The 18614-nt window shown below is 62.2% G+C and carries 21 protein-coding genes; 10 read left to right on the top strand and 11 right to left on the bottom strand.

Annotated features, from left to right (window positions below):
- Nucleotides 1–5: 5 nt before the first annotated feature.
- The 3 genes from DDE76_RS16940 to carA are packed head-to-tail and all read right to left on the bottom strand — an operon-like array spanning nucleotide 6 to nucleotide 2281.
- Nucleotides 6–311, bottom strand: a complete 306-nt coding sequence (locus DDE76_RS16940; protein ID WP_104893719.1) for an AzlD family protein — start codon at nucleotides 309–311, stop codon at nucleotides 6–8.
- Nucleotides 311–1027, bottom strand: a complete 717-nt coding sequence (locus DDE76_RS16935) for an AzlC family ABC transporter permease (protein WP_104893720.1) — start codon at nucleotides 1025–1027, stop codon at nucleotides 311–313. The genes DDE76_RS16940 and DDE76_RS16935 overlap by 1 nt, the downstream gene beginning before the upstream one ends.
- Before the next feature lie 42 nt (nucleotides 1028–1069).
- Nucleotides 1070–2281 (bottom strand): glutamine-hydrolyzing carbamoyl-phosphate synthase small subunit, encoded by a 1212-nt coding sequence (gene carA, locus DDE76_RS16930; RefSeq protein WP_245892030.1) that lies wholly within the window; start codon nucleotides 2279–2281, stop codon nucleotides 1070–1072.
- Between the two features lie 191 nt (nucleotides 2282–2472).
- Between carA and DDE76_RS16925 the strand changes: the two genes are divergently transcribed.
- Nucleotides 2473–2925, top strand: a complete 453-nt coding sequence (locus DDE76_RS16925; RefSeq protein ID WP_104893722.1) for a GatB/YqeY domain-containing protein — start codon at nucleotides 2473–2475, stop codon at nucleotides 2923–2925.
- Between the two features lie 6 nt (nucleotides 2926–2931).
- On the opposite strand, the gene DDE76_RS16920 is transcribed toward DDE76_RS16925, so the two are convergent.
- Both DDE76_RS16920 and DDE76_RS16915 read right to left on the bottom strand, forming a co-directional pair.
- A complete protein-coding gene (locus DDE76_RS16920) occupies nucleotides 2932–4071 on the bottom strand; it encodes a GGDEF domain-containing protein (RefSeq protein ID WP_104893723.1) in 1140 nt (379 codons plus the stop codon).
- A gap of 125 nt (nucleotides 4072–4196) precedes the next feature.
- Entirely contained in the window at nucleotides 4197–5387 is a 1191-nt protein-coding gene (locus tag DDE76_RS16915) for an MFS transporter (protein ID WP_104893724.1), read from the bottom strand.
- 181 nt (nucleotides 5388–5568) lie between these two features.
- Between DDE76_RS16915 and DDE76_RS16910 the strand changes: the two genes are divergently transcribed.
- Nucleotides 5569–6129 (top strand): DUF308 domain-containing protein, encoded by a 561-nt coding sequence (locus tag DDE76_RS16910; protein WP_104893725.1) that lies wholly within the window; start codon nucleotides 5569–5571, stop codon nucleotides 6127–6129.
- A gap of 13 nt (nucleotides 6130–6142) precedes the next feature.
- On the opposite strand, the gene DDE76_RS16905 is transcribed toward DDE76_RS16910, so the two are convergent.
- Nucleotides 6143–6532: a hypothetical protein gene (locus DDE76_RS16905; protein WP_104893726.1), complete on the bottom strand. Its 390-nt coding sequence runs from the start codon at nucleotides 6530–6532 to the stop codon at nucleotides 6143–6145.
- Between the two features lie 57 nt (nucleotides 6533–6589).
- On the opposite strand from DDE76_RS16905, the gene dnaG reads away from it, so the two are divergent.
- From dnaG to DDE76_RS16870, 7 genes are all read left to right on the top strand, one after another.
- Entirely contained in the window at nucleotides 6590–8533 is a 1944-nt protein-coding gene (gene dnaG, locus DDE76_RS16900) for a DNA primase (protein WP_104893727.1), read from the top strand.
- Between the two features lie 190 nt (nucleotides 8534–8723).
- Nucleotides 8724–10772 carry an RNA polymerase sigma factor RpoD gene (gene rpoD, locus DDE76_RS16895; RefSeq protein ID WP_104894960.1) on the top strand — a complete coding sequence of 683 codons (2049 nt, stop codon included), beginning with the start codon at nucleotides 8724–8726 and terminating at the stop codon, nucleotides 10770–10772.
- Nucleotides 10773–10781: 9 nt separating this feature from the next.
- Entirely contained in the window at nucleotides 10782–11054 is a 273-nt protein-coding gene (locus DDE76_RS16890; protein ID WP_198650939.1) for a DUF4160 domain-containing protein, read from the top strand.
- Complete coding sequence (locus DDE76_RS20160; protein ID WP_104893728.1) at nucleotides 11041–11334, top strand: DUF2442 domain-containing protein; 294 nt, start codon at nucleotides 11041–11043, stop codon at nucleotides 11332–11334. Before DDE76_RS16890 ends, DDE76_RS20160 begins: the two co-directional genes overlap by 14 nt.
- Nucleotides 11335–11340: 6 nt before the next feature.
- Nucleotides 11341–11658 carry a DUF2442 domain-containing protein gene (locus DDE76_RS16880; protein WP_104893729.1) on the top strand — a complete coding sequence of 106 codons (318 nt, stop codon included), beginning with the start codon at nucleotides 11341–11343 and terminating at the stop codon, nucleotides 11656–11658.
- Complete coding sequence (locus DDE76_RS16875; protein ID WP_104893730.1) at nucleotides 11658–11945, top strand: HlyU family transcriptional regulator; 288 nt, start codon at nucleotides 11658–11660, stop codon at nucleotides 11943–11945. Before DDE76_RS16880 ends, DDE76_RS16875 begins: the two co-directional genes overlap by 1 nt.
- A gap of 74 nt (nucleotides 11946–12019) precedes the next feature.
- Nucleotides 12020–12241 carry a hypothetical protein gene (locus DDE76_RS16870; RefSeq protein ID WP_104893731.1) on the top strand — a complete coding sequence of 74 codons (222 nt, stop codon included), beginning with the start codon at nucleotides 12020–12022 and terminating at the stop codon, nucleotides 12239–12241.
- On the opposite strand, the gene DDE76_RS16865 is transcribed toward DDE76_RS16870, so the two are convergent.
- Both DDE76_RS16865 and DDE76_RS16860 read right to left on the bottom strand, forming a co-directional pair.
- The gene (locus DDE76_RS16865) at nucleotides 12242–12880 is read right to left on the bottom strand and encodes a Vgb family protein (RefSeq protein WP_104893732.1); all 639 of its coding nucleotides are present in this window, start codon (nucleotides 12878–12880) and stop codon (nucleotides 12242–12244) included.
- 35 nt (nucleotides 12881–12915) lie between these two features.
- Complete coding sequence (locus DDE76_RS16860; protein ID WP_104893733.1) at nucleotides 12916–14136, bottom strand: helix-turn-helix domain-containing protein; 1221 nt, start codon at nucleotides 14134–14136, stop codon at nucleotides 12916–12918.
- A gap of 110 nt (nucleotides 14137–14246) precedes the next feature.
- Between DDE76_RS16860 and DDE76_RS16855 the strand changes: the two genes are divergently transcribed.
- The gene (locus DDE76_RS16855) at nucleotides 14247–14693 is read left to right on the top strand and encodes an SRPBCC family protein (protein ID WP_104893734.1); all 447 of its coding nucleotides are present in this window, start codon (nucleotides 14247–14249) and stop codon (nucleotides 14691–14693) included.
- Between the two features lie 52 nt (nucleotides 14694–14745).
- On the opposite strand, the gene DDE76_RS16850 is transcribed toward DDE76_RS16855, so the two are convergent.
- The 3 genes from DDE76_RS16850 to DDE76_RS19640 all read right to left on the bottom strand — a co-directional run bounded on the left by DDE76_RS16850 (nucleotide 14746) and on the right by DDE76_RS19640 (nucleotide 18487).
- The gene (locus DDE76_RS16850; protein WP_104893735.1) at nucleotides 14746–15438 is read right to left on the bottom strand and encodes a tellurite resistance TerB family protein; all 693 of its coding nucleotides are present in this window, start codon (nucleotides 15436–15438) and stop codon (nucleotides 14746–14748) included.
- A gap of 154 nt (nucleotides 15439–15592) precedes the next feature.
- On the bottom strand, nucleotides 15593–15994 hold the full coding sequence (locus DDE76_RS16845; RefSeq protein ID WP_198650938.1) for a hypothetical protein: 402 nt from the start codon (nucleotides 15992–15994) through the stop codon (nucleotides 15593–15595).
- A gap of 249 nt (nucleotides 15995–16243) precedes the next feature.
- A complete protein-coding gene (locus DDE76_RS19640; RefSeq protein WP_104893736.1) occupies nucleotides 16244–18487 on the bottom strand; it encodes an OmpA family protein in 2244 nt (747 codons plus the stop codon).
- Nucleotides 18488–18614: the final 127 nt, after the last annotated feature.

Raw genomic sequence — 18614 nt, 5'->3', positions numbered from 1 at the left:
TCGGATCAGAGCCCGAAGGCGTGGCGCGCCAGCATGGCGGCGGCCCAGCCGGCGGCGAGCATGATGAGTCCAGGATAGCGCAGGCTGACCAGCGCCGCAGCAATCAGGGCCAGGCGCACATCCCAGCCATTGGTGAAGAAGGCCGGTGCCCAGAGGGTGGTCAGCACGGCCGCCGGGACGGCATTGAGCGCCTGTTCGAGCCGGGGCGGCAGGGTGCGCATGCGGGTGATGAGCACATAGCCGCCGACGCGGGTTGCGTAGGTGGCGAGCGCGGCGGCCAGGATCAGCCAGAGCGTGGAGAGATCGTCCATCAGGAGGTGGCCTCTTCGCTGACTTGTGTTGCGACCGGCTGGGCTGGCAGGGGCAGGAGGGCAGCAACCAGGACGCCGCAAATGGCGCCGATGCTCACATGCCAGGGCGAGCCGACAAGGTAATAGCCGGCGACCGAGCCAGCCATGCTGGCCGCGACGACCGGATAGAACCCAGGCTTGCGTCGAAAACCCAGGACCAGCCCCAGAAAATAGACGGGCAGCAGCACATCGATGGCCCAGACCCTGGGATCGCCCAGCATGGAGCCGAACCAGGCGCCGAGTGTCGAAAAGAACAGCCAGGGGAAATAGATGACCAGGGCGAAGGCCATATACCAGGTAAAGGTCAGCGCTCTGCCCTGTTCGGCGCGGCGGATTGCTTCGGCAAATTGCGGGTCGATGAGGAAGAAGAAGGCAATGGCCTTCTGCAGGAAGCTATAGCCGCGGATATGCCGGGCGATAGCTGCCGAATAGAGAATATGCCGGAAATTGACGGCGAAGATGGAGAGCACGATGAGCCAGGGGGCGACGTGCTGGCCGAACAGCTCGATGCCGACAAGCTGGCTGGCACCGGCATAGATGGTGGCGCTCATCAGGGCCGCATCGAGAACGGTCAGGCCATTGTCGACCGCGACGGCGCCGAACAGGACCGCAAAGGGGGAGGCGGACAGCGCGATGATGGCGCCGCCCTTGAGGCCTTCAACAATATCTTTGTTCATGGACGTGCTGCGGGACAGACTCGTGGAGAGACCTCGAGTGGATCAGGCCGCAGCGCCCGGCGCAACATATTCCGCCTTTTCGGGCAGGCCCTTCTGCTTGCGGACCTGGTTGAGGAAGCGCGTAAACAGATAGTGGCTGTCCTTGGGGCCGGGGCTGGCTTCGGGGTGGTACTGCACCGAGAAGATCGGCTTGCCATCCACGGCCAGGCCCGCATTGGAGCCGTCGAACAGGGAAACATGGGTCTGGGTGACGCCGGCGGGCAGGCTGTCGGCATCCACGGCGAAACCGTGGTTCATCGAGGTGATCTCGACCTTGCCGGTGGTCAGGTCCTTGACCGGGTGATTGGCGCCATGATGGCCCTGATGCATCTTGGAGGTCTTGCCGCCCAGGGCCAGACCCATGAGCTGGTGGCCAAGGCAGATGCCGAACATGGGCTTGCCGGTTTCCATCAGCTTCTGGATGGTGGGGACGGCATATTTGCCGGTCTCGGCCGGATCGCCGGGGCCATTGGAGAGGAAGACCGCATCGGGATTGTGGGCAAGAATGTCGGCCGCGCTTGCGGTGGCAGGCACGACGGTGACCTTGGCACCCTGATCGGCGAGACAGCGCAGGATGTTGCGCTTGGCGCCGTAATCGATGGCCACGACGCGGAATTCGGGATTTTCAAGCGTGCCGTAGCCGACATTCCACTGCCAGCCGGTCTGGTCCCAGTGATAGGTCTGGGCGGTGGTGACTTCCTTGGCGAGGTCGAGACCTTCGAGACCGGGGAAGGCCTTGAGTTCGGCGGCAATCGAGCCTTCGTCGAACTGGCCGGTCGGCTCATGGGCAATGACGCCATTGGGCATGCCCTTTTCGCGGATCAGGGCAGTCAGGGCGCGGGTGTCGATACCGGCGATGCCGATAATGTTGCGCTTCTTGAGCCAGGCGTCGAGCTTTTCGGCAGCGCGGTAGTTGGACGGGTTGGTGATGTCCGCCTTGAGCACGACGCCGCGCACGCCCGAAAGAGCGGCCATGTTCACCGTCTCGATATCTTCGTCATTGGTGCCGACATTGCCGATATGGGGGAAGGTGAAGGTGATGATCTGGCCGGCATAGGATGGGTCGGTGAGGACCTCCTGATAACCGGTCATGGCGGTGTTGAAACACACTTCACCGGCCGCATGGCCGACAGCGCCGAGGCCGAAACCTTCCAAGCGGGTGCCGTCTGCCAGAATCAGAACTGCGGTCGCGGGGGTCTGCTGCCAGCCGGTCACTTTGGATCTCCAAGCTCGGTTTATCGGGGCGCGCGGCATGAGTGGTGGCGGGGAGGCCTGCCCACAGCCGCGGCAATGATGTCGGTTGAGGCCTCCTCTTAGAAGGCCATGGCAGACAGCGCAAGTGGCGAAGGCTGCGTTTGTTGCCTATATGGGAGCGACAAATTGCATGGCAAGGAGCCAGACGACACATGCGCGAAGACATCAGCGAAGGGCTCAAACTGGCGCTCAAGGCCCGGGATCAGCGGCGCACAGCGACATTGCGTTCGATCAATTCGGCGATCAAGGACCGCGATATTGCCAATCGCGGCGAGGGCAAGGGCCCGGCCACCAATGACGAGATTCTGGCCATGATCCAGAAAATGGTGAAGCAGCGCGAAGAGAGCTTTGCCATTTATGCGCAGGCCGGGCGCAGCGATCTGGCCACGGTGGAAAAGGAAGAGATCGACATTCTCAACGAGTTCCTGCCCAAGGCTCTGAGCGACGAGGACGTTGCCGCCGCCATCACCGCTGCCATTGCGGCGACCGGCGCCGAGGGCCCCAAGGACATGGGCAAGGTCATTGCCCAGCTCAAGGCGGACTATCCGGGACGTATCGATTTCGGCAAGGCGAGTGGCTTGGTGCGGGCAGCGCTGAGCGCCTGACCCGGATCAGGCCACCAGGCGGAACGGGGCGATGTGCACCTGGTTGCGGCCGGCCTGCTTGGCCTTGTAGAGCGCGGCGTCGGCGCGGCTGAGGACCGAGGAGAAGGTTTCGTCCTTGCCAGCGGTCGCCAGACCCGCGCTGACAGTGGCGGTTTTCTTTTCACTGCCAATCGGCAAAGCCAGATCGTCGAAGGCCCGCCTGATCCTCTCGGCCACCTGGCCGGCAGAATCGCGGTCGCGGCCGGGCAGGATGGCGCAGAATTCTTCGCCGCCGAGGCGGGCGATGATGTCGCTATGGCGCAATTCATCGCGCAGGATATCGGCAAAGCGCATGAGCACCATATCACCATGGGCGTGGCCGAGATGGTCGTTGATCTGCTTGAAGTGATCGAGATCGAACATGATGACGGCCAGCCCGGTTGCCGGTGCGTCTTCACTGAAGCGCCGGAACAAGGCACGCCGATTGAGCACGCCGGTCAGGGCGTCCGTGTTCGCCTCCATGCGATGCCGCCGGGCGGCGCGGGCATGGTGCAGGGTGAGAGTGATCGCGCCAATGCCGGTCAGGCCCACCAGGGACATGATGGAGTTGATGTCTTCGGCCAGATTATCGGGCGGGGCGTCGAGAACCCATTGTCCTTCTACAAGCAGCACAATTGCGCAGGCGAGGAATGAAGCCGCGACCAGGCCATAGATGATGGCATTGGCCGCCATGGCCGTCCGGGCATCTTCGCGGCCACGCCAGAACTCGACGCCGCACAGTGCCAGGATGATCGCAGCACAGAGGTTGAGCATGAGCGTGCCGAGCCCGGACAGGCCCAGCAAGAGCGGGATGGCGGTCGTAATGATCGCCGCTGCGCCGACGAACAGGGCGGGACGTGCCGGCTTGTGATTGAACAGGCGTGACCCGGAATAGACATAGGCAATGCCGGCCAGGAGGGTGGGAAAGGGAATGAGCAGGCTCAACACCGAATAGGTGTCGCCGCGCACGCCAAGTGCGCCCAGGGCCAGTACAACAAGGCCAATGCCGGTGGCGCCATGGATGAGGTAGATTTCGGCCCGTGAATTCAGCCAGCCGATGACCAGCGCCAGCACCAAGGCGGCGCCTGAAAAGGCAATGCCGATCAGCAATGTGGCGTTGTCGATCATCTTGGTTCACCAGACAGGCCAAGTCTGGCCCGCAAAGACGTCCTCTTAGCGCGGAATCCCGCAATGGAAGGTTACGGATTGCGGGATAGTGCTGGTCTGGTGAGCGAAAGCTTAACGCATTGTTTCTATTGCGCGGGAACGCCTTCCGGGAGCGGCGGGACGGTGCTGCTGCGGCGCTCCAGAATGGCCGAGAGGGCAGCAATCACCACGGCGAAGGCAAGTGAGACGGCGCCGATCAGCGGCAGGGATTGATAGCCCAGCCCCGCTTCGATCAGTGCTGCGCCCAGGACGGCGCCGATGGCGATACCGATATTGAACCCGGCGGGGATCAGCGCTGATGTCAGGTTCGGGCCGTCAGCGGCCCAGATCAGCATGCGTGACTGCAACGGCGATCCAAAGGCGAAGGTGGCGCCGCCCCAGAGAATGACCCCAACCGACATTGGGATGGCATAGGGCGCGGCGAAGTAGAGGCCGATAAAAAGGAATGTCTGCGTGATCAAAATAAAAAGCAGGGAGGGCAGGAGCCGCCAGTCGGCCAACCGGCCTCCGATGAACACGCCAATGGTCGCGCCGGTGCCGTAAAGCAGCAGAATGACGGGAACCGCCTCGACGCCCAGATTGGTGACTGTCAGCAGCAGCGGGGCGATATAGGTAAAGAGACTGTATTGCCCGATCATCACCAGGATGGCGATGAGAAAACCAAGGAAGACCTGCTGGCGACCAAGGGCGGCGAATTCGCGCCGAAAGCTGCCCTGGGCCGCGCCTGAACCGGCCCGGGCGGGGAGCACGGCGGCAATGACCAGGGTTGCTGCGAGGCCGAGCAGGCCTACGGCCCAGAAGGTGGCGCGCCAACCCAGCATCGTCCCGATCGCCGTGCCGCCCGGCACGCCCAGAACGTTGGATACGGTGAGGCCCGAGAGGATCAGCGCCATGGCAAAGCCACGCCGCTCTGGCGGCACAATGCTGGTGGCCAGAACAAAGGCGATGCCGAAATAGGCGCCGTGAAGCACCGACACGAAAATGCGGGCAATAAGCAGCAGCTCGAAATTGGGCGCGATAGCGCAGAGCGCCTGGCCCATGGTGAAGCCGAGGCCAAGCAGGATGACGAGCAGCTTGCGGTTCATCTTCTTGGACAGGACGGCCAGGGCCGGGCCACCAATGGCAATGCCGATAGCGTAGCCGGAGACCAAATAGCCAGCCACGGGAATGGATACGCCGAGCCCCAGGGCGACGTCGGGCAGCACCCCGGCAATGACGAATTCGGCTGTGCCGAAGGCAAAGGCCGCCAGAAACAGGGCAAGCAGGGGCAGGGTCATGGTCAGGGCCGCAGCGGGAGGAGGGTATGGCGCCACATTCCACGGACCAGAAACAGGCGCAATACACAATTTGGCCTGACTGCTGTAGAAAATCTATAGTCGGCAAAAGCTTGGGCGACTCTGCAAGTAGGGCTAATCTGCGGCTTGTGAATGGGATGCGGCTTGCCGCAAGGAGGGTGAAATGCCTGTTTCGTCTGAGACCAGAAAACGGTTTGCATTGGCAACGGCATTGCGTGGCCTACTGATGCTGGTGGCAGGACTCTATGCGGTGATCTGGCCGCTGGAGGCGCTTGCGGTGCTGCTGGTGTTCGGCGGCATCTTGCTGTTGATCGACGGCGCGCTGGGGCTTTGGAGCCTGACCTTTGGTGGTGGCAAGAGCGGGAATTACTGGTTCGACGTGGTGGCCAATGCCGCCTCGCTGGTGCTGGGCGTGGTGATCCTGATCAGTCCATTGCTGGCCACCATTTTCACCGTGACCTTCATTTCCACCCTGGTGGGACTGGCGGCGATTGTCGTCGGCGTGATGCAGATCGTGGTGATCGTGCGGGAGCGCGAGAGCTATGCGCGGATCTGGCCGGTGGTGCTGTCGGGCGCATCCTATGTGCTGCTGGGGCTGGTCCTGCTGCTGTTCCCGCTGCTCAGCGCATGGGTGGGGATGATCATCGGCGGCATCCTGCTGATCATCTTTGCCATCGGCCTGTTCGGCTGGGCCTGGCGACTGTACCAGGCGAGCAAGGCGTGATTGGCACGCTGGTTCAGCGGTAGTCGATGGTGATGCCTGCCACTGCCTCGTCCTGACGCAGCACTTCACCGGTCTGGGGCAGGGTGATCTCGATCTGGCCCTCGGCAGTCCAGCGCGGGGTGAGTTCGGTGGCCTCGGCGACCGACACAAAGCTGGCCGCGTCGAACGGCACCGCTTCACCCGGCGGGACGAGGGCCGCCTGGATATTGGGCGGCGTCTCGCCGCAGGCCCGGGAGAAGGTGACCAGATCATACTCGCCATCGGGAGCGGTGAGGCGCTGGGCCTCGGTGACGACACAGGCCGGCACCATGTCGTTGACCACCCAAAGCGTCATGCCAATAGCCAGCGCCGGCCCTGCAGTGAGGGCGATCAGGACGGCGACGGGCATCTTGGCTTTGGGCATGGCTGTGGAAAACTCTCTGCTGATGACTTGGGCGCTGTGAGCGCCTAGATAACACATATGCGCTTTACCGATACGTTCCTGGACGAAATCCGCCAGCGCCTGCCGATTACGCAGGTGGTGGGCGAACACGTGCTTTGGGACAAGCGCAAGAGTCAGCCGGGCAAAGGTGATATGTGGGCCTGCTGCCCGTTTCACGCCGAGAAAAGCCCGAGCTTTCATGCCGATGACCGGCGCGGCATCTATCACTGCTTTGGCTGCGGGGCCACGGGCGACCATTTCCGTTTTCTGACCGAAAAGGCCGGGATGAGCTTTCCCGAGGCGGTGGAAAAACTGGCCGGCATGGCGGGCGTGCAGATGCCGGCGCGGGACGAGCGCACCGAAAAGCGTGAAGCGGCGCAGCGTGGGCTGGCCGACGTGATGGAACTGGCGACGAAATATTTCGAAGCGGCGCTGTCGCACAATATCGGGGCGCAGGCGCGGGGCTATCTGTTTGAACGCGGAGTGACGCCGGCCAGCCAGGCCCGGTTCAGGATCGGCTTTGCGCCGGACAGCCGCAACGGGCTCAAGGAGCACCTGGCGGCCAATGGCGTATCGGGACAGGCGATGATCGATGCCGGGCTGGTGACCAGCCGCGACGATGATCCGCTGACCTATGACCGGTTCCGCAACCGGGTGATGTTCCCGATCACCGATTTCCGTGGCCGGGTGATTGCCTTTGGCGGGCGGGCGATGAGCCCCGACGTGCCGGCGAAATATCTTAACTCGCCGGAAACACAGCTCTTTTCCAAGCGGCAGACGCTCTACAATGGCCAGTCGGCGCGTACGGCTGCGCGGGACGGGGCAAGCGTCATTGTCGTAGAGGGCTATCTCGATGTCATTGCGGCGGTGGCGGCCGGTTTTGAGGGGACGGTGGCGCCGCTGGGTACGGCGCTGACCGAGGAGCATATCCAACTGCTCTGGCGGATGAGCGACACGCCGATCCTGTGTTTTGACGGCGACAAGGCCGGCCTCAAGGCCGCCGAGCGGGCCGCGGACCTGATCCTGCCGCATCTCAAGCCGGGCAAGAGCGTCAAGATTGCCACCCTGCCGGAGGGGCAGGATCCGGACGACCTGATCAAGGCGCAGGGGCGGGGTGCCTTTGCCGAAGTGATCGAGAAGGCGCGCAGCCTTTCGGACATGGTGTGGAGTTTTGAGACCGGCGGGCTGGTGCCAGAGGCGCCCGAAGAGCGCGCTGCGCTCCAGGCGCGTTTGCGCGAGCGGGCCAATGGCATTCAGGATTCCACAGTGCGCTTCCACTATGCGCAGGCCTTTGACGAGAAGCTGAAGGCGTTCTTTGCGCCGCTGCGCCAGGGTGGCGGGCGCGAAAACTGGCGGGGTGGCGGCAAGCCGGCCTATGGGCAGAGCGGGGCCTATGGTTATCCGGGTCGCGGCACACCGCGCCTGGTGGTTTCGGACACGCTGCGCAATTCGCGCCTGCTCAGGACAGGAACGGTAGCGGATGCCAGCCCGCGTGAGGCAACGATCATTCTGACACTGGTCAATCACCCGGCGCTTGTCGAGGACCAGTTCGAGGCGCTGGCGGCCCTTGATTGCGAAACGCCGGTGGCGCAGAAGGTGCTGGGTGATATCCTGGCGCTGGTGGTCCGGCATCACGATATCTCGGCCGATGACTTGCGCGCGGCGCTTGGGGTGCGCGGACATGGTCCGGCGCTGCAGCGAATGACCGAATCACTGACGCGGCAAGGTGTGTGGCAAGTGAGCGCAGAGACGGCCCTGGTGGACGCCGAGACCGGATTAAGTCACGCGCTGGCCTTGCATAACAAGAAAGTTCAGCTAAATAGGGAACTGAAGGCAGCCGAAGCCGCGCTGGGCGAAGACCCGAGCGAAGAAACCTTTGAAAGGCTGCGGGACATCAAGAACCAGATTACCACTGTCGATGGCACAGAGGCATTGATCGAAGGATTTGGTTCGCTATCGGGACGCGCAACTCGCAGTTTTTGAGGGGAAACCCGAGAGACTGGCGACGCTGCGCGATTTTGCGTTGTGGCGAATCACTGCCACAATCCCCGAAAGCGAGCCATGTCACACGAGCGTGTTAACGCTCCGGTGATGGAACCTTTACCTTGTCTTGAGTTGTCACCACCTAAGACACAGCCGGGACCACTCGCCCGTGGGTCCCGAGGAGTACCAGATGGCCACCAAGGCAGCGAACAAAGCCTCGAAGGAAACCGAAAAGCCGGAAAGCGGCGCCCCGGAATCCTCCAACGATTCTCCCTTGATCGATCAGAATGATGCAGCCGTCAAAAAGCTGATCAAGGTCGCCAAGAAGCGTGGCTACGTCACCTATGAAGAACTGAACGCCGTCTTGCCTTCTGACGAGGTCAGTTCCGAGCAGATCGAAGACTTCATGTCGATGTTCTCCGAAATGGGCATCAACGTGGTCGACGAGGACGAGGTCGAAGAGACCGAAGTCGAAAAGGACGAGGACGATAGCGGCACCGAAGTCGCCACCTCGACAGGCACGGCAGTTGCCAACACGTCCAATGCCAAGTCCGGTTCTGACCGCACAGACGATCCCGTGCGCATGTATCTGCGCGAAATGGGCTCGGTGGAACTGCTCAGCCGCGAAGGCGAAATCGCTATCGCCAAGCGCATCGAGGCCGGCCGCGAAACCATGATCGAGGGGCTTTGCGAAAGCCCGCTGACCTTCCAGGCCATCATCATCTGGCGCGAACAGCTCGGTCAGGGCGAGATCCTGCTGCGCGACATCATCGACCTGGAAGCCACCTATGCCGGACCCGACGCCAAGCAGGCGGCGCCCGAGGTGCAGGTTGCGCCCAAGCCGGAACCTGAACCGGTCAAGGAAAAGCCGAAAGCCGCGCCCAAGCGCGCGTCCGGCAGCGATGACGATTACGTGCCCGAGGAACCAGAGGCTCCGCAGGACCCGCAGGACGACGACGACGACGAATTCGACAACGCCCTGTCGCTCTCGGCCATGGAAGCCGAGCTCAAGCCGCAGGTGGTGGAGACGTTCGATCGCATCGCCGATGCCTATGGGCAGATGCGCGAAATGCAGGACCGGCACGCCGAAGACCGCACGGCGGCCATTTCGGATGCCGAAAACAGCCGGCTTAGCGCCCTTCGCGCCAAGGTGATTGCCGATGTGAAGTCGCTATCGCTCAACAATGGCCGTATCGAAAGCCTGGTCGAGCAGCTCTACGACATCAACAAGCGTCTGGTGCGTCTTGAAGGCCGCCTGCTGCGCCTGGCCGAAAGTTATGGCGTCAAGCGCGAGTCCTTCCTCGAGAACTATTATGGCCGCGAACTGGACCCGAGCTGGGAATGGTCGCTGGAGACTTTCGAAGGCAAGGGCTGGGCCGAGTTCGCGCGTCGCGAAACCGATACCATTGCCGATATTCGCAATGACATTGCGACGCTGGCCACCGAGGCCGGGCTCGATATCGGTGAATATCGCCGCATCGTGCACAAGGTGCAGAAAGGCGAACGTGAAGCTGCCATCGCCAAGAAGGAAATGGTGGAGGCCAACCTTCGCCTGGTGATCTCGATTGCCAAGAAGTACACGAATCGCGGCCTGCAGTTCCTGGATCTGATCCAGGAGGGCAATATCGGCCTGATGAAGGCCGTGGACAAATTCGAGTATCGCCGGGGCTACAAGTTCTCGACCTATGCCACCTGGTGGATCCGCCAGGCAATCACCCGTTCGATTGCCGATCAGGCGCGCACTATTCGTATCCCGGTGCACATGATCGAGACGATCAACAAGATCGTCCGGACCAGCCGCCAGATGCTGCATGAGATCGGCCGTGAGCCGACGCCGGAAGAGCTCAGCGAAAAGCTGCAGATGCCTCTGGACAAGGTGCGCAAGGTCCTCAAGATCGCCAAGGAGCCGATTTCGCTCGAAACCCCGATTGGTGATGAGGAAGATTCGAACCTGGGCGATTTCATCCAGGACGCGAATGCTGTGCAGCCGATCGATGCGGCGATCCAGTCGAACCTGCGCGAAACCACGACCCGCGTGCTGGCCTCGTTGACGCCGCGTGAAGAGCGTGTGCTGCGCATGCGCTTTGGTATCGGCATGAACACCGACCATACGCTTGAAGAAGTGGGCCAGCAGTTCTCGGTGACCCGCGAACGTATTCGCCAGATCGAGGCCAAGGCGCTGCGCAAGCTCAAGCACCCGAGCCGGAGCCGGAAGTTGCGGAGCTTCCTGGACAATTAGGAAGGTCGCATGATGCCGGAGATCGCAAGGTTTTACGGCATCACGATCTTCATGTATTTTTTCGATCATAATCCGCCGCATCTGCACGCGCGTTATGGTCGGGCGAAAGCAATGTTTCGTCTGAGCGACGCGCAGTTGCTTCGAGGAGAGCTACCGCCAGTTGCCACCAAACTTGTAACCGAGTGGATGCTACAGCATAGGGATGATCTGGAGGCGAACTGGATGTTGGCGGCTGCCGGAGTTCAACCCGAAAAGATTGTAGGGCCAGATGGACGAGAGTGAATTTCCATGGGTTGACGTTCTGAAAGTGCGTGGATTGCCTAACCACGTGATCTGGGCGCGATTTTCTGACGGATGCGAAGGCACGCTCGATCTTAGCGATTATGTCCAGTCAGGTGGGCCGATGGTGGCGCCTTTGAAGGACCAAGCGTTTTTTGAGCGAGTTTTCGTAGAGGAGGGAGTGCCTGTCTGGCCCAATCACTTCGATATGGACTCGACCAATCTCTATATACAGATGCGAAGTGCTGGGACATTGAAGGATCGGCCCGTCGCTGCGGAGTGAGCACAGTTGCCAGGATCGAACCCACCAACCGCCCTCAAACTCACTTCGCTGCGTACCGCCATTCCGTTCAAGCTGGTGGTGACGTTTTCGGACGGCACGTTCGGCACGTTCAACGCGGCCCCGATGCTTGCCGAGCGGGGTGAAGGCACCGAGGCGTTGCGCGACCGGCGCTATTTCGCCAGGGTCGATCTGGTGAATGGCAAGCCGATCTGGCCGAACTATTTTGACATCTCGCCGCTTTGGTTGCAGGAGGAGATGGACAAGCGCGGTGAGCTGCAAAGACCCCGGCCAGTGCGCAGAACAGGACAGATAGGAGGCCCGTAATGTCGTTCTTCAAAAAGCTCTTCGGCGGTGGCGCCGCCTCGGAACCGGAAGGCGACAAGGTTCTGGGCGAAGAGGGTTACAAGGGTTATCAGATTAAGGCCATCGAGATGAAGGCTGGCAGCGAGCTGCAGCTTGCGGGCCTGATCGAGAAGCAGGTTGGAGATGAACTCAAGACCTATCGCTTTATCCGCGCCGACAAGATGAGTTCGCGCGAAGATCTGGTGGCCTTGGCGCTGAGCAAGGGACGCCAGATCATCGACGAGCAGGGCGACCAGATTTACCGCTAAGACGCGCCACCACAAAGTCACTGACGACCGCGAGCCATGCCGGCTCGCGGTTTCTGTTTTGAAAGGAAGCCAGAATGGCCAGGAAACCGACCGCCCGCACGGAATTCGTGATGTTCGATATCGTTTATGAGGACGGCTCGCAGCGGTCCAACCGCAAGGTGGATGCGAGCCTGCTTGGAGGCCTCGATGGCGATGAGCCGGCGCGTGCCGCGATCATGGAGCAGGACAGGGTGATCTCGGAAAAGTCCGGCATGCCGCCGCTGGAAATCAAGTCGATCAAGCGCAGCGGCAAATAGTCAGGCGGCCGGGCCCGGACGGCGTGCGGCGCGCAGCTTGCCGCTGCTGCCCCCGCCGCAGAAGAAACGGTCTGCGCCATCGGATTCCAGCCCCGATACACCCGTGCCCTCGGGCATTTCGACCAGTTCAATAACATTGCCGGAAGCAGGATCGATGTGGCGGAGATCGCTACGCTCGTTCTGCCACGTACCGTGCCAGAGCTCGCCATCCACCCAGGTCACCCCGGTCACGAAGCGGTTGGATTCGATGCTGCGCAGGATGTCGCCGGTTTGCGGGTCGATCTGATGGATGCGCCGGGCGCGAAACTCGCCTACCCAGAGCGAGCCTTCGGCCCAGGCGAGACCCGATGCGCCATCGCCGGGCGTGGGGATGGAGCTCAATATGGCGCCTGTAGCAGGATCGAGGCGGTTGATCCTGTCCTCGGCAATCTGGAACAGGTGCGTCCCGTCAAAAGCGGTGCCCGCATAGGCTGGTGTGGCAAGCGTTCGGATTTGCGCGCCGTTTGCAGGGTTGATGGCATTGAGCTGTTCGCCCGAGGCGAACCAGACATATTGGCCGTCATAGGTGACACCATGAACATCCGTCACGCCGGGGAAAGGGCCATATTCTTCGATGATCTGGGCCTGGCTGGTCTTCATTGGATGCTCCCTGGAAACGATGAACTGGCACTAGCCTAACGTCCGGGCAGCGGGCCTGGGAGTAACAGTATTGTCGGGAAGCCCAATAGAGGCCTGGTGATCCAGCGTTGGGCCGGGCCTTTGCCGAAGCTTTGAACGCGGCCGGCAGCCGATAACGCCTCCAGGGCACGTTGCACGGTCCTTGGGCTGGTGCCGGCGACCAGCGCCAGTGCCGAACTCGACCAGGCTTCCCCGTCGGCCATCAGGGCCAGAAGGACCGCATGGCGAGTTTCATCAGGCGGGGCCAGAACGACGACGTCTCGGCTCGGCGGGGTGAGCAGCCGATAGCCAAGCGAGGTGGACTCGATCTCCGCCAGGCCGCCGATCAGTGTCCGAAGCCGGCCAATCTCGACGCGCAGGCGGGCGCGATGCGAATCATCAGTGAATTTGGCGCCGAATCCTTCGGCGAGGAGGGTGGCGCGGCTGACTTCTGTGGGCCATCGCGTGGCCAGGCTGCGCAGTAGCGCGAACAATACCGGACGGCTGGCCAAGGGCACGGTAACACCGGCCTGGCGCAGGAGATTGCGGCAGGCATCAACCACCAGGGCCTCCGAACCGAAAATGGCCTCAACGCTGTCGATCGACACCAGTGCGCTGGCCCCATTGCGCGTCAGGCGGACCGACTGGGCATCCAGGTTCTGGCGAAAGCTCTCAATCTCGGCGGAAAGGGCGGCAATGCCGGACAGCGCAGCGCTGTCGGCTGCGTCGGCGAGCGCCTGGCGCGCCCTGGCGATGCGCATGTGGCGCGCGGCGATGTCGGCGATGAGGAGCTGGCGCCCGGCGACGAGACTGGGCTTGGCTCGTGGAGCGCTGGATTCGTCGAGCAGGGCCTGAGCCGCATCGGCGCGGCCGAGCAGCAACAGGCGTCTCGCCTCGAGATGGGTGGCATGGGCGGCGTTGGCCAGGTCGCCATGGGTTGCCAAATCCGTCCGAACCTGGGCCAGCTTGAGCGCAGGCGCATTGAGATCGCGCGATACCAGGGCGATTTCGGCCTCGGCCAGGCGGCAACGCGCCCGTGCCGCTACTTCCTTTGGTCCAAACTTGCGGGCCGCCATCTTCAGCAGCGTACGGGCGCGCTCAAGATCACCCAATTGCGCCATGGCAATGCCCCGCAGGGCGAGTGCCGCAGGATCTTCACGCAGGGCCACACGCTTGAGAGCGCCGAGGATGTCGCCATGCGCCAGCGCATGCCCCGCAGCGGTGATTACGGCGTCCATGCCAATCCCGACACAAGTGTCACTCCCGCCATGGTGCCGGCACCCCCTAGTTTGCCCTCGAGCCGCCCAGGGCGGCCAGCTTCATCGCTTAGATATGCAGGAGAGTAGCAATGCACGATATCCTACACAAAATTGGCGCCAAGTCGTCGAGCCCGCAGGATGCCTTTCTGGCCCTGACCCAGCTTGAGGGGCTGGGCGCATGGTGGACCAATGACGTGAAGCGGGACGATGCTGCGGGCAAGCTGATCCGGTTCACCTTTGGCGAAACAGGCTTCTTTGTGATGAAGGTGCTGGAGCAGGTTCCCGGCAAGCGCGTCGAATGGCAGGTGATGAATGGGCCGGAAGACTGGATCGGCACACGCATCAGCTTCGATATCAGCCAGGCGGACGACTACACGCTGGTGATGTTCAGGCATTCCGGCTGGTCCGAGCCGAGCGAATCCATGCACCATTGCAGTACCAAATGGGCGATGTTCCTGATGAGCCTGAAATCGTTGCTGGAAACGGGGCAGGGCTCGCCGCATCCTAAAGACGTCAGTATCGATAACTGGAACTGATCGGCACCATGCATACGGGCTGCGCAGATTTTTTCCGCGCAGCCCGCCAATTTCACACGTTGCTGGTATTGGGCGTATAGGCCCAAGGCGATGGTGGCGTGGCGGCAGGCTGAGGGGCCCTCTCATCGGCCTGGCGGTGAATTTCGGTTACCAGGGCCGGGTCAAGCTTGAGCTTGATGGCCAGTGCCTCAAGATAAGCCTGCTCGGCCGCCGTATCGGCGCTGATGGCGACAAGCGAGGCAGCGTAGATTTCGGCGGCGTGTTCGGGCGTATCGGCGCGGGCGACAACGGCATTGATGTCGAGCGGGGTCGAGAGCTCGTCGAAGACCCAGGCCTTTTCCTCAGCGGATAGCGGCATGGTCTTGAGCTTTTCGAAGATTGCTTCCTTTTCCTCAGCGTCGATGCGGCCATCGGCCTTGGCGGCGGCAATCATGGCGCGCACCAGGGTCTTGCCCAGTTCTTCCTGCGCTGCCGTGTCGGTCGGGGCGGGGATGAAGGCGTCTTCGCGCGGAGGCTGGGTGCCGGCGGGTGCGGACTGGCCCTGCTGATGGTTCTGCCAGGCCTTGTAGGCGAGACCGCCGACGGCGGCGATGGCGCCCACCTTTACCGCATTGCCCAGGAGCTTTCCGGGCTTGCCACCAGACAGGAGCATGCCCGCAGCAAGGCCGGCCGCGCCGGTCATGGCGGTGCGTTGGGTGTTCTGGTCGGTCTGTAAGGACTTCAGGATCTGGTCGATATTGAACATGGGTGCTCCCTTGTTGGCGTTGCGCCCTAAATGGGGGCCTGGCGCGCTGGCTGCAAGCTTTGTTGCCCAGATGTAATACGCACAAAGAAAGACCCCGGTGGGGTGCCGGGGTCTTTTGCGGTCCTGGAGGGAGGGGCCAGGCCCGGTTCAGGTGTTACTGGGTGGGCTCGGCCGGCGGTGCGACCTCGGCGTCGGTGGCCGGAGCCGTTTCGGCCGGAGCGGCAGGCTCGGCAACCGGAGCGGTCTCAGTCATCGGGGCCGTTTCCGCGGCGGGGGCTTCCGTCGACGGAGCGGGGGCGGTTTCAACGGCGGGGGCCTCGGTCATCGGGGCCGGAGCCATGGCCGGGTCGGTCATCGGGGCCTCGGTGGCCGGGACGCCGTTCACATCAACGGTCGTCGCAGGACCGGAGTTGGCCGAGAAGACGAGATAGCCAATGGCCAGCAGGGCCAGGGCAACGATGATACCGACGAACCAGCCGGTACCATTGCTCTCGCGGGTGTAGACGGTACGGTTGCCGTCACGGGTGTAAACAGTATCGCGTTCGGGGGTAGCCATCATTTGCTCCTATGTTTCAACGCTGGCTAATAAACGCGGCCCTGAATGGAGAGTTCCCAGAATTGTGAAGAGGGTGCTCTTTACTAGGATTTGGCAAGTAATCCCTTTTGATTCAATGTGTTATTGATCTGGTTGGGCATGAGTCCGCCGTGACTCATTGTGGCTTTTTCAAGAATTCGTCATTGGCTGATAGGCCAAAAGAAAGGCCGGGCACGAGGCCCGGCCTTTCATTGTGTTTTGTGGCTACAATCAGCGTGCGGCGACGGTGATCAGCGGCGTGATCCGGCGGATGGTGACGCGACGGTTTTCACGTTCGGCCGCCTCGGTGCGGATCTTGAGATAGCGTTCGCCATAGCCCTGGGTCGCCAGGTTTTCGGGCGGCACGCCATAGAAATCGGTCAGCACGCGGGCAACGGTGGCCGCCCGCAGGTCCGACAGGCGCAGGTTTGCGATATCCGAACCGATGGCGTCGGTGTGACCCTCGATCAGGAAGGTCTCGTTCGGATTGCGCTCAAGCAGGGACAACATGGCATTGGCCACGCCGGACAATGCCTGCACCTGGCTCCGCTCGATCGTGGCGGCGCCGGTATCGAAGGTCAGATTACCCACTTCGAGACGACGGACGCTGTCGCGCAGGCGAGCCGAACGCTTCACCTCATCGATGGAATAGAGGCGGGCGACCTGCTCGACCGGCGGCTGGCTGAAGAAAACTTCCAGTTCTTCCTCGTCAGCATAGCGGGAGTCGAGCACATATTCGCGCACCGGAATGTTGAGGCGAAGCGGGGGCAGGTTTTCTGCCGGATCGCGCCAATGTTCGAGGTCGTCGTAATAGTCGTCATCGAAATAGGCCAAGACATATTCGCGGCCATCCGGGGTGATGCGCGAGCGGCGCAGGATGTCGCCATTGCGATTGCGCACGGTGATAATCTGGGTGCCATCAGGACGGGTAATCACTTCGCGAACGCGGTCATTGCTCAGGCGCTCATAGTAGATCTCGTCTTCCTGCGGATCATAGAAGCGATCCGTGTCGAGACCGACCGAGTTGACGATGAGCTGGGTGCCAACCTGCAGGATCAACTGGGCAAAGGCGTCGCCACCACCGGTCTGGACCTCAGGCGATTCCACCACGGTCACCGGGGTCTGCTGCGATCCGGTGGCGACCGTATTGTTGTCGCCGGTCACATTGGTCGTGATGTTGGTAATGTAATTGTTCACAACCGTCTGGTTGACGGTAGTATTTTCCTCAGCGGTGACGGCCTCACCTTCTTCTGCGTTCACTGCGGCGATGGGCTCGGCGGCAAGCGCACGCGTTTCCTCGGACTCGGCTTCCTCGTCATTGGCGGGGGCTGGAGCGGCTGGTTCCTCGGCAGGTGCTTCAGCCTGTGCTTCTGCCTCGGCGTCCGCATTGGTTTCAGCCTCGGCATTGCCCTCGCCTTCAATCGGCTGGGCACTTTCCGAAGGAGCGGCTTCTTGATCCTTGGCGCTATCGAGTACCGGGGCGATCTGATCTTCGGTCACGCCTTCGGGCAGATCTTCGACCATCTCGGCAGGCTCGCCCTCGGATGTGGTTTCTTCCACAGGTTCGGGCTGCTCGTCGCCCGGGGCGGCAGGCTGCTCTTCGGTGGGGACCGCTTCGGGAAGCGGGGCGAGCTCCAGGCCGAATTCGGCGAGGCAGGCGTCGATATCGCCATAGCCCAGCACGCCGCAGATCGCGGTGATCTCGGCCAGGGCCGCATCAATGCGGGACTGCGCTTCAGTGGCGTCAGCGCCGGCCGCCAGATCGGCGACAGCAGCATTATGGGCGTCGACCTGAGCGCTCAATTGCGCTTCGATGCTGGCCTCTTCTTCGACAGCGGCGTCTTCAACGGGCTGCTCTTCGGCCGGGGGCGCGTCTTCAACGACAGGGGTTTCTTCCGCCGGTGCTTCTTCCGTCACGGGTTCTTCGGCGACGGGTTCTTCGGCCGCAGGCTCTTCCTGAGCCGGGGCAGGTTCGGCAGCCGGTTCCTCGGCGGCAGGCTGTTCAGCGACGGGTTCTTCGACGACCGGTTCTTCAGCAACCGGCTCTTCGACTACGGGTTCCTCAACGGCAGGCTCCTCAGCCACAGGTTCTTCGGCAGGCGGCTGTTCGGGCGCGGGCTCTTCGGCAGCGGGCTCCTCAACAGGGGCGGCCTCCTCAACAGGTGCCGGTTCCTCGGCGACAGGTTCTTCAGCGGGGGCTTCTTCTTCAACCACGGGTTCTTCGGCAGCCGGTTGCGCGCCGCCTGCTTCAATCGCGGCGATACATTCTTCCAGGCTTGCGTAACCGCCAACGATGCACAGCTCAGTCAGAGCGGTCTGCGCTGCTTCCAGGGCAGCAGCGTCGCCGGAGGCCTGGGCTTCAATATAGGCCTGGTAGGCCGTCTGCAATTCGGCGTCCTGGGCATGGGCCGAGATGGGCGCAAAGGCCAAAAGGCCGATGCTGGTTCCGGCAAGGAGCCAGTTTTTGAGGCGCATTGTTCTTATCCTTTTGTGTTTCAAACACTTCCTGTCGAGCATCGTGGGGCGTACCTGAACGCTGTATGAACAGGTCTGATTGATCACAGATGTGTCCGACAGGCCCCGCAATGGCCAGAACGCGGGG

This window comes from Devosia indica (assembly GCF_003056405.1).
GTDB lineage: Bacteria > Pseudomonadota > Alphaproteobacteria > Rhizobiales > Devosiaceae > Devosia > Devosia indica.
The sequence above is the reverse complement of the archived record's forward strand: the minus strand, read 5'-3'. Positions and strand labels throughout refer to the sequence as shown.